The sequence below is a fragment of the Deminuibacter soli genome (assembly GCF_003412455.1).
GTDB classification, from domain to species: Bacteria; Bacteroidota; Bacteroidia; order Chitinophagales; family Chitinophagaceae; genus Deminuibacter; species Deminuibacter soli.
This window is the reverse complement of record NZ_QTJU01000013.1, coordinates 79,817-91,943: the sequence shown is the minus strand read 5'-3', so window position 1 is coordinate 91,943 and position 12,127 is coordinate 79,817. Positions and strand designations below refer to the sequence as shown.

Below are 12,127 nucleotides of genomic sequence, written 5' to 3'. Positions count from 1 at the left end.
TAACGGTACATGAAAAAGATTATCCTTTTTGCTTTGTTGGCCATGGCATTGCTGCAGGCCTGTAAACGGATAGATGTTTACGAAAAACTGGCTTTTTTCCCTAAACACGAATGGGTAAACACGCACCAGCCTGCCTTTACTTTTGAAATTACGGATACAGCCCATCCCTACCAGCTGTTTTTTGTAATGCGCCACAGTGATGCATACCGTTACCGTAACATATGGCTGAACATACAGGTAAAAGATCCTGACAGCACGTACAACTTTACGCGGGAGTTTAAACTGGCCGATGGCGAAAAATGGCTGGGCACCGGTATGGACGATATTTATGAGCACCGTATCCCGTTTGCAAATGGGGCGCACCTGCTGAAAAAAGGCGACTATACCTTTACCTTAAGCCAGATTATGCGCGAAGATACCCTGGGCAATGTGCTGAATGCGGGCATACGGGTAGAAAAGGTGGCACCGCAGCAATAAGACACCTGCACCTTATTATAATATTATACAGAGCACTCCTCCCTTGCGGGGGGAGTTTTTTTATGCTTTAACCTGCCGTGCAGCTAATTGGTGCAAACAGTGGTCATCACAGGTACTATCAGCCTGCCGTTAAGCACTCATGCGGTCATCCTTTTTGCAATCGGTTACATTATTTCGGGGCACTATCACTTCAGCTATTTTTAACCCAGGCTATTATTTTTTTAACCTTTTGTGTATTTTTTACACAGAAAAGGTTTTACATTTACTTTAACGAAAAGTTTTTGCCATCATGACCACAAAACAACTGCTCCGAAGTGTGCTATGCATGCTTGTGCTATGTTTTGGCCTTACCACCCTATGGGCCCAAAACAAGACGGTCTCCGGAACCGTTAAAGATGAGAAAGGAAGTCCCATTCAAGGCGCATCAGTCGCCGTAAAAGGAACCACCAGGGGGACAACCACCAACGCTACGGGTTCATTCACCATTTCAGTTAAACCAGGAACAACAACACTTGTGGTGTCTTATGTGGGTTACACCTCACAGGAAATAGACATCAGTTCTTCTGCAACGGCCGATGTAAGTTTAAAACCTGAAACAGGTTCACTGAACGACATTATCGTGATCGGCTACGGTACTGTGCGCAAAAAAGATCTGACCGGTTCGGTTGCATCTGTTGGCGCGAAAGATTTCAACAAAGGTACTTTTACTGCGCCCGACCAGTTAATTCAGGGTAAGGTAGCAGGTGTACAGGTATTAAACAACTCTGGTCAGCCAGGTGGTGCCACCACGGTAAAAATCCGCGGTAGTTCAGCGCTCACCGGCACCGGTTCTCCCTTGTACGTGGTAGATGGTATTCCTTTGGATGGCCGTTCTGCCCGTCCGGCATTAAATGCCACCGGCCTGGGTAACTCACCTGCCGGTAACCCGCTCAACTTTTTGAACCCTGCCGATATTGCTTCGATCGATGTGCTGAAAGACGCCTCCGGTACAGCGATTTACGGTTCAAGGGGTGCTTACGGTGTTGTGCTTATTACTACTAAAAAAGGAACAAACGGCCAGCCAAGACTGGATCTTGGCGCTTCTGTGGGTACCAGCCATATCATGAAACAGATTGATATACTGGATGCCGGCGAATACAGGGCCGCTTTAAAATCATATAACCTGGATGCGACCAACCGTGATTTTGGCGGAGACGTTAACGCGATGGATGCTATCCTGCGTAATGCTACCACGCAAAACTACAGCCTGGCTGTAAGCGGTGGCAACGAAAACGGCCACTACCGTTTATCTACCAACCTGCTGGATCAGCAGGGTATTGTTAAGAAAACAGATTTCAAGAAATATTCAGTTGGCCTGAATGCCGGCTTCAAATTCCTTGAAAACAAAAGGCTTGGTCTTGACTTTTATGTTGTAGCCAGCCAATATCTTGAAAACCTGGCACCCATTACCAATGACGCCGGTTCTACAGGCAGTTTGATTGGCCAGGCTTTACAGTGGAACCCCACCAAGCCTTTGCGCCTGGCAAATGATTCCCTGAACATCAGCGGCGCTATTGTAAACCCGCTGGCCATGTCTGAAGCTTACAATGACCGTTCTAAAGTAACCAGCATACTGGGTGCTATTTCTCCTTACTACAAAATTACCAATGACCTTGAATACCGCATGTTGTACAGCATTAACTACAGCACCGGTATCAGGAGAAGTATGATTAACGAGTTTATCAACCTCACTGATTATACCGGTAAAGGCGCTGCGTACTATGGCAACAACGAACTGATTACACAGCAGATCACCCACACCTTAAACTACAACAAACAAATTTCCAAGAATTTCAGTCTGAATGCCCTGCTGGGTATCGAGTACCTGAAATTTGTAAATAAAGGTGCTACCATCAAGGCATTTGGCCCTGCCGGTGGTTTTGGTAACTACGGCCTTGATTACACAGATTACCTGCAATATTCTGATCCTGCCTCAAGAAGCATTACTTCTTTTGTGGATCCTAAAACAGCCCTCATGTCATACTTTGGCAGGGTGGTGCTGAATTACAGAGACCGTTATGTATTCACCGGAACACTGCGTGAAGATGGCTCAACCAAATTCGGTGCAGACAACAAACACGGTTACTTCCCTTCTTTTGCCGCTGCATGGAATATCAACAGGGAAGAGTTCTTTAAATCAAATACCATTACCAACCTGAAACTGCGTGGCAGCTGGGGTAAAACCGGTAACCAGGAATTCCCTTCAGGTTCTTCACTGCGCAAATACTCTTTCACCGACAATGGCGGTACTGCACAGGTAAACAACCAGAACGATTCGCTGAAATGGCAGTCTGATGAGCAGTACAACATTGGTATTGACCTGGGTATCCTGAAAAACAGGATCACCATTACAGCCGATTATTTCCACAAGAAAACAACCGGCCTGTTGTTCCCGACCACCCCTATTTTCCCTGCTCCGCCAACGTCTGCAGTAACCTGGAAAAACCTCGATGGCCAGGTGATAAACAAAGGCTTTGAAGTAAATGTAAACGCCAGTGTAATAGAAGGCAAGGCGTTTTACTGGTCAGTAGGCGCTAATGCCAGCTTTATCAAAAATATGGTATCTGGCCTGCCTGCTCCCATCTTTACCGGTAACCTGAGTGGTCAGGGTGTATCTGGTACACAGGTGGAAGTGATTGCAAACGGTTTGCCCATCAATGCATTCTGGACAAGAGCTTATGGTGGCCTGGATAAAGCTACCGGCCAGTCTATCTATCCGGATGGTGACGTTCCTTCTTACCAGGGTAACCCTAACCCCAGAACCCTGCTCGGCTTCAGCACAACAGTGGGATACAAAAAACTGTCGTTCACTGCCAACCTGAACGGTGCACTGGGTAAAGATGTGTACAACAACACATTCAACAACGTTGTGAATATCGGTAACCTGAACAAGGGACTTAACGTTGCCAAAGTATTTGTTGAAAGTCCTGTACAGGAAGCATTCAGCAACCGCGTTACTTCTTCTGCCAGGTTTATTGAGAACGGCAGCTACATGAAATTTGCGAACGCTACACTGAACTATAATCTTGGCAATGTGGCCAATGTTTTCAAGAACATCAATTTTTACGTAACAGGCTCCAACCTGTTTGTAATAACCAAATTCAAAGGGTTTGATCCGGAAGTGAACGTGGATAAGAACCAGAATGGTGTGCCTTCTGCGGGCATTGAGTACACGCCTTATCCTACAGCAAGAACATTCACACTGGGTGTTAACTTTTCACTTTAACAACGATCAAATTGTATTTTATGCGATACATAAAAATATTCATCCTAATACTTGCATCATCCCTGTTGCTGTTCAGTTGTACGAAGCTGGACGAAACTTTCCAGGGTGATGCAACCGAGGCCCAGGTTGGCAGTGGCGGTACCTCAAGTGTAGACGCCCTGCTGAAAGCGACGTATGCCTCTATGCAATTCAATTACCAGGATCAGGGTAATGTGTTTGCCATGACCGAAATGACCACCGACGAACTGATTGCACCTACACGCGGTCCGGACTGGGACGATAACGGTGTTTGGCGCGTGTTACATGCGCATAAATGGGATGCAGACAATGTGCATATCCGCGACTGCTTCACGGGCTTATTGGGTACTACCTTCAGTGCAACAGACCTGCTGCGTTTTAACCCTACCACACAACAGGCTGCTGAAGCCCGCTTCCTGCGCGCATTTTGTATGTTCACCGTACTAGATTGCTGGGACCAGGTGCCTTACCGCGACCCGGGCGAAAGCACACTGAACCCATCAAGGGTACGCAAAGGCACTGAAGCGCTGGATTATATTATCACAGAAGTGGAAGCCATCAAAAACGATTTGCCTGATGGCCCTGCTTCCAAAGCCAATAAATGGGCTGCAAGGGTATTGCTGATGAAATGTTACCTGAACAAAGGCGCTATCGCCAACAGGGCAGCACCTACATTCGACAATGCCGACATGCAGAAAGTAATTGACCTGGCCAACGAAATTGCCGGAGCCGGTAAGTTCTCTATCGCCACCAATTATTTCGACAACTTTGCCCCTGCCAACGGAAGCATTTCTACAGAGAATATCTATACCGAAGAAATGGTAGGCGGCCAGAGCAAAGGTGGTACCGGCAACAACGTTCGTTCACGCTGGCACTTAACCATGCACTACAACCAGAACCCGAGCGGCTGGAATGGTTTCACTACCCTGTCTGACTTCTACGGCAAATTCGATGCTACAGATCAGCGTCGTGGTATTGCTTACAACGATGGCAGTGTTAACCCCGGCAAACGTGTAAACGTAGGCTTCCTGGTAGGCCAGCAATACAACCTTACTACCGACGCGCCATTGAACGACCAGACTGGTCAGCCACTGGCATTTACGCCGCAGGTACAAAGTGTTGAAACCGGCACCAACCTGGAAGTTACCGGTATCAGGGTAAACAAATATCCCATTGACTATGCGAATGATAACAGCGGTAACGTAGACAATGACTATGTATACTATCGCTATTCAGACGTATTGCTGATGAAAGCAGAAGCCATGCTGCGCATGGGTGATGCAAGCGGCGTAACACTTGTAAACCAGATTCGCGCTGCCCGTGGTGTTGCACCGCTGGGAACACTTACACTGGACAACCTGCTGGATGAACGCGGACGTGAATTGTACTGGGAAGAGTACAGGAGAAATGACCTGATCCGTTTTGGTAAATTCCTTACCCCATGGCAGGAAAAACCGGATGATGATCCCAAATACCTGCTGCTTGCAATTCCCAACCAGCAGCTGGCGGTTAATCCTAATTTAAAGCAAAATCCCGGTTATTGATTTAACCTGAAATCATAAAAGGATTGTATTTTACAGGGGAAGGCCAGCCAATGGCCTTCCCTTCTTTTTTAAATAACTTGACGATATGCTGCGTTGCCATTATGTTGTATTAGCCCTTGCCCTTTGCTGTGTTTGCGCATGCAGACAAAAGCAGCAGGATGCCACTCTTTTCCAGCTCATGAACAATACAGGCATCGCGTTTAACAATGAAGTCACCGACGGCAAACTGGAGAATGGCTTTACTTTCCGCAATTTTTACAATGGCGGTGGTGTAGCCATCGGCGACATTAACAACGACGGGCTGGCCGATGTATTCTTCACCTCAAACATGGGTAACAACAAACTGTTTTTAAACAAAGGCAACTGGCAGTTTGAAGACATCTCTGACAAAGCTGGTTTAAAGCAGGACAGCATGTGGAGCACAGGTGTGGTATTTGCTGATATCAACAACGATGGCTGGCTGGATATTTACGTATGCAACTCAGGCCATATGAAAGATGGCAACCGCAGAAATAAACTCTACATAAATCATCACAACAACACCTTCACCGATTCTGCTGCTGCGTATGGCCTCGATATAAAAGCCTACACCACGCAGGTTTCTTTCTTTGATTACGATATGGATGGCGATCTTGATTGTTTTATGATCAATAACAGTCCTATCCCCATTAATACACTGGGCTATGCCAACCGCCGCGACCTGCCGGAGCATGAATGGCCGGTAGCCAATTTCCTGAAAGGCGGGGGAGACCACTTATGGCGTAACGACAACGGGCATTTTACGGAAGTAACCAAACAGGCCGGTATACATGGCAGCCTCATGAGCTTTGGTTTGGGCGTATCTGTTGGCGATATTAACAACGATGGTTATCCCGACGTGTTTGTATCCAACGATTCGTACGAGCGCGACTACCTGTACATTAACCAGAAGAACGGCACATTCAAAGATGAGTTTGAGCAATGCATGCAGCACGCCAGCTTTTCATCCATGGGGGCAGATGTGGCAGATATCAACAACGACGGCTGGCCCGATATCTTTACCACAGATATGTTGCCTGAGGAGGATTTCAGGTTGAAAACACTGGGCTCATTTGATAATATCGACTTGTACAGAAGCAAGCTGAAAGCAGGTTTTTATCACCAGTTTATGAAGAACTGCTTACAGCTGAATTCGCCTGAAGGCAAGTTTGCCGATATTGCCAACTACAGCGGTGTTGCAGCAACAGACTGGAGCTGGGGCGCATTGCTGTTTGATGCTGACAACGATGGCTTCAATGATATTTATGTGTGTAATGGTGTAAACCGGGATGTAACCAACCTGGACTTTATGGATTTTTTTGCCAGTGATATTATCCAGAAAATGGTACTCACCGGTGAAAAACAGAACGTAGATGAAGTATTGAAAAATATTCCCCGTACACCCATGGTAAGCAAAGCCTACCGCAATATGGGAGATCTGCGTTTTAAAGATGAAGGCAGTGCATGGGGTGTCACCAAAGCATCCTTCTCGAACGGGGCGGCTTACGGCGATCTTGATAACGATGGTGATCTTGACCTGGTGATTAACAACGAGAATGCGCCTTCGTTTGTATACCGCAACAATGCGCGTGAACTGAATAAAAATCACTACCTCGGTTTTGTATTAAAAGGTAATGCTCCTAACACCTTTGCCATTGGCAGCAAAATAAAACTGTATGCAGGCGGCCAGTTGTTAACGCGCGAACTGGTGCCCAGCAGGGGCTTTCAATCCAGCATGGATTATAAGCAGCTGATTGGCCTGGGCAATACCAACCGCGTTGATTCGGTTGAAATTATCTGGCCTAACTTAACACATACCGTGTTACAGCACGCGCCTATTGATACCGTACTGGTAGTGCAGCAATCAACGGCATCAGCTATGCCACCTGCATTGTCCGCGAAAAAAGAAGCTGCACTATTGCAGGAAGTAAAAACCAGTTTTGATAAACATAAAGAAGACGATTACATTGATTTTTACTACGAACGGGATATACCCGCCATGCTCTCCCGGGAGGGCCCGCGTGCAGCTGCAGGTGATATAAACGGTGACGGGCTGGAAGACATTTTTATAGGAGGTGCAGCCGGGCAGGGCGGGCAGCTATACCTGCAAAATGCTGCGGGAGCATTTGTAAAGAAAGAGACGCCTGCTTTTAAACTGTATGCCGACTTTGAAGATGTGGCTACATTGCTGTTTGATTGTGACCATGACGGAGACCTCGATTTGTTGGTTTGTCCGGGTGGCAATGAAGCCAGCTTTACCGACCGGCAGTTTCAGCTGCGTTTATTTAAGAACGATGGCAAAGGCAACTTTACCATAGACACACAAGCCTTCCCGTCCAGTGATGCCAATATCGGCGTAGCAGCAGCCAATGACATAGACGGCGACGGTGACCTGGATTTGTTTATCGGCGCACGCAGTGTACCGGTAACCTATGGCGCATCGCCTGAGAGCAATATTTATATCAACGATGGGAACGGCCATTTCTCTGTAATGGCTGCTGCGAAACCATTGCAACGCCTCGGCATGGTTACGGGGGCTGTATGGGCCGATGTTGCCGGGGATAAAAACAAAGAGTTGATTGTGGCAGGCGAATGGATGGCGCCGCATGTATTTGCGTTTGCCAATGGTACTGTAACCGAATTACATACCGGCATGGAAAACCTGTTTGGCATGTGGCAAACAGTTGCTGCGGGTGATGTAAACGGTGATGGCAAACAGGATTTGCTGTTGGGCAATATCGGTCCCAACTTTTGCCTGCGCCCGGATTCTGCACATCCTGCCAAACTGTGGCTGGGCGATTTTGACGGCAATGGCAGCACGGATAAAATTGTTACCCGTACTGTAAATGGGAAAGACATGCCTTTCTTTTTAAAACAGGACATGCAGGACCAGATGCCTTCCATCAAAAAGCAAAACCTGAAACATAGTGCTTATGCACAGAAAACAGCACAGGACCTGCTGGGTAAACAGGCAGAAAAAGCGCTGGTAAAACAATTCAACTATGGCTATTCGTGTATTGCTGTTAACCAGGGCAACGGCACATTCAGCATACAGCTAATGCCTGCAGCCGTACAACTGTCTTCTGTAAATGCAATTGTATGTAAAGACATAAACGGTGACGGATATGCAGACATGGTAACAGGCGGCAACCTCAGCAGCCTGCTGCCACAGTTTGAACGGCTGGATGCGAGCTTTGGCAATGTGCTGCTGAACGATGGGAAGGGCAATTTTCGCAACCTGCCTGTGTCCCGATCCGGTTTGCAGGTGATGGGTGTAGTGAAAGATATTCTGCCTGTAAACAGCAAAAGCGGGCAGGGGCTATTGTTTCTGCGGAATGATGATTACCCGGTACTGTACCGGTATGCAGCGGCGGCAATTGCCACACATTAAAAAGTGTTTCGCAGCATTGTTGTAATATTAGCTTTTAATACCTAACCGGCGATAAAATATGATTCAGCTAAAGCGGCATTGGTGCCCAGGCATATGGTTTACGTTACTGGTAATTGCCGGCGTTTCGTGTAAAAATAAAACAGCCACGCAGCCCGCCATGTTCGAGGTGCTCGACGCAGATGCTACCGGGCTGAAGTTTACTAACCAATTGCACCCGACAGATCAGTTCAACGTGTTTCATTACATGTACTTTTATAATGGGGCAGGTATTGGGGCCGGTGATTTTAACAACGACGGTTTAACTGATCTGTTCTTTGCATCTAACCAGCAAAGCAACCGGCTGTTCCTGAATAAAGGCAACATGCATTTCAGCGATGTAACCACCGAAGCGGCCATACCGCAGGATGGCGGCTGGAGCACCGGCGTATCGGTAGTGGATATCAATAACGATGGCCTGCTCGATATTTATGTTTGCCGGGTTGGCAAATACGAAATACTCAACAGTCATAACCAACTGCTGATATGCAAAGGCATCGATAAAAACGGTGTACCACAGTATGAAGACAAGGCAAAAGAATACGGTCTTGATTTCGCAGGCTTCAGCACGCATGCCGTGTTTTTTGATTACGATAAGGATGGCGACCTGGATATGTACCTGCTGAACCATTCCATTCACCAGAACGGCACCTTTGGCCCAAGACAAACGTTATTGGGCACCGCGAACCCCTTTTCGGGCGACCGCCTGTTTCGCAATGAAGGCAATGCAAAGTTTACCGATGTTACCAAAGAAGCCCATATTAACAGCGCGGTGATTGGTTACGGACTGGGTGTATCGGTGGCTGACATTAATCTCGATGGCTGGCCGGATATTTATGTAGGCAATGATTTTCACGAAAACGATTACCTGTACATTAACCAGCACGATGGTACGTTTAAAGAAGAAGCTACCAAAGAAATGATGCATACCAGCATGTACTCCATGGGGGTGGATGTAGCTGATGTAAACAACGATGCCTTCCCGGAGATCGTTTCGATGGATATGTTGCCTGCTGACCCCTATATTCTGAAACGTTCGGAAGGGGAAGACCAATACGATGTATTCAACCTCAAAATAAAAAATGGGTATAGTTACCAGTACACGCGTAATAACCTGCAGCTGAACCGTAAAAACGGTGTATTCAGCGAAGTGGGTTTGTATGCAGGCATGGCTGCAACAGACTGGTCGTGGGCACCACTGTGGGTTGACTTTGATAACGATGGACTGAAAGACCTGTTTATTTCGAATGGCATTCCCAAACGGCTGAACGATATTGATTACATCAACTACGTATCAAACGATGAAGTGCAGATAAAGATCAGGAACAACAACCTGGATCAGAAAGACATGGCGCTGATTGATAAGTTCCCGCAGATCAAAATCCCGAACCGTTTCTTTCACAACAAGGGCAATATGCAGTTTGACGATATGGCTGCGAACGTGGCCAACGATCAGTCAACCTACTCGAATGGCGCGGTGTATGCCGATCTTGACAACGACGGCGACCTGGATATTGTGGTCAACAATATCGACGATCCAGTACTGGTATATGAAAACAAAACCAATAAAGCCAAAGCTGCCAATTACCTGAAAGTAGATTTGAACGGTACTGCGCAGAACAAGCATGCCATTGGTGCGCGCCTTATTGTATACGCAGGAAGCGATGTGCGCACGTACGAGAAATACCCCGTGCATGGTTTTTTATCCAGCATGGAGCAGCCATTGCATGTGGGCATCGGCCACACAAAAATCGATTCCATTTTACTGGTATGGCCCGACAATACGTATGAACAATTGCATTGGCAGCAGGATACCGGGAAGACCTTGCTGGTGAACTACAAGCCCAACCTGCCGGTATTTGATTTTGCTGCCTTTACCCAAAAACTTTCTGTTAATCCCGGTACGGCAGTAAAAGATATTACAGCGCAAACCGCGCTGCAATACAAACATGAAGAAAATCCCTTTGTAGAATTTGACAGGGAGCCGCTGATTCCACGTATGGTATCGCGTGAGGGGCCTGCACTTGCAGTAGGCGATGTAAACGGAGACGGGCTAGAAGATGTATTCATCGGTTCATCCAAAACATTTAAACCGGCTGTATTTACGCAACAGGCATCCGGAAAATTTGTGCGCCTGCCCCAGCCACAACTTGATGCAGACAGCATGTACGAATCAGTAGATGCCGTATGGATAGATGTAAACAATGACCACCACAACGACCTGGTGATTGCAGGCGGTGGTAACGAATATTATGGCTATGATGACAACCAGCTGCCGCGTGTATACCTCAATGATGGCACAGGGCACCTGAACCGGAAGAAAGACGCTTTTGACAGTGTGTATGTTACTGCATCCTGCGTTGCGCCGGTTGATTTTAACCATGATGGTTTTATTGACCTGTTTATCGGCGGAAGAGCCGAACCCTTTAAATATGGCGAAACACCCCGCTCGTACCTGCTGCAAAACGATGGCACCGGTAAGTTTAAAGATGTAACAGCTGCGTATGCAAAAGACCTGGCCTATATTGGTTTGGTTACCCAGGGCTGCTGGTTTGATATTGACAAAGACGGTGACCAGGATTTACTGTTGTCGCTTGAATGGGATGGCATTTGTGCCTTCATCAACAACAACGGCCATTTTGAAAAGAAATACCTGACCACCAACAAGGGCTGGTGGAATTTTATATTGCCCTGTGATATAGACAACGATGGCGATATTGACCTGGTAGCGGGTAACCTGGGCTTAAACAGCAGGTTGAAAGCAAGTGCAGATCAACCGGTGCGTTTGTATTACAACGACTTTGATGATAACGGGACCAGGGAACAGGTATTGACGTATTATCTTGAAAACAAAGAACTGCCTTTTGCCAACAAAGATGAGCTGCAACGCAAAATGCCTTTCCTCAAAAAGAAATTCCTGTATGCAGAAGATTTTGCGAAATCGCCCCTGCACGGCATATTCCCTGAAGCGAAGCTGAAAAGTGCGAAAGTATTAACTGCTGATTATTTCAGCAATGCAGTATTGATCAACGATGGTAAAATGAATTTTGCTACAGTTGCATTGCCCTGGCAGGCGCAGCTGTCCTCGTACCGCGCAGCAACTGTACTGGATGTAAACAAGGACAGTTTGCCTGATTTATTATTGGCCGGCAACATTTACGACAATAACATCCAGATGGGGCGTAACGATGCAGACTACGGAACAGTGTTGCTGAACAAAGGCAAAGGCCGGTTTGCAGCAATGCCCATAAATGGTGTAATTGTAAAAGGCCAGGTACGTTATATTAAACCCATTACCATAAAACAGCGCAAGGCATGGATACTGGCGCGTAACAACGACAGTACGATGGTAATACAGTTAGCGCAACCCAAATAAAA

At 46.9% G+C, this 12,127-nt stretch carries 5 protein-coding genes; all 5 read left to right on the top strand.

All coding sequences use genetic code 11. The features are described 5' to 3' along the window. Window positions 1-9 precede the first annotated feature (9 nt). Window positions 10-477, top strand: a complete 468-nt coding sequence (locus tag DXN05_RS22695) for a gliding motility lipoprotein GldH (protein WP_116849596.1) — start codon at window positions 10-12, stop codon at window positions 475-477. Between the two features lie 325 nt (window positions 478-802). Then, complete coding sequence (locus DXN05_RS22690) at window positions 803-3,742, top strand: SusC/RagA family TonB-linked outer membrane protein (RefSeq protein WP_245975282.1); 2,940 nt, start codon at window positions 803-805, stop codon at window positions 3,740-3,742. Between the two features lie 20 nt (window positions 3,743-3,762). After that, on the top strand, window positions 3,763-5,304 hold the full coding sequence (locus DXN05_RS22685; protein ID WP_116849594.1) for a RagB/SusD family nutrient uptake outer membrane protein: 1,542 nt from the start codon (window positions 3,763-3,765) through the stop codon (window positions 5,302-5,304). 85 nt (window positions 5,305-5,389) lie between these two features. After that, entirely contained in the window at window positions 5,390-8,713 is a 3,324-nt protein-coding gene (locus tag DXN05_RS22680) for an FG-GAP-like repeat-containing protein (protein WP_245975281.1), read from the top strand. Window positions 8,714-8,771: 58 nt separating this feature from the next. Continuing rightward, on the top strand, window positions 8,772-12,125 hold the full coding sequence (locus tag DXN05_RS22675; protein WP_116849592.1) for a VCBS repeat-containing protein: 3,354 nt from the start codon (window positions 8,772-8,774) through the stop codon (window positions 12,123-12,125). Window positions 12,126-12,127: the final 2 nt, after the last annotated feature.

Coding starts and splice junctions, on each gene's coding strand:
- DXN05_RS22695 (WP_116849596.1), top strand. CDS start 10: ATGAAAAAGATTATCCTTTTTGCTTTGTTGGCCATGGCATTGCTGCAG.
- DXN05_RS22690 (WP_245975282.1), top strand. CDS start 803: ATGCTTGTGCTATGTTTTGGCCTTACCACCCTATGGGCCCAAAACAAG.
- DXN05_RS22685 (WP_116849594.1), top strand. CDS start 3,763: ATGCGATACATAAAAATATTCATCCTAATACTTGCATCATCCCTGTTG.
- DXN05_RS22680 (WP_245975281.1), top strand. CDS start 5,390: ATGCTGCGTTGCCATTATGTTGTATTAGCCCTTGCCCTTTGCTGTGTT.
- DXN05_RS22675 (WP_116849592.1), top strand. CDS start 8,772: ATGATTCAGCTAAAGCGGCATTGGTGCCCAGGCATATGGTTTACGTTA.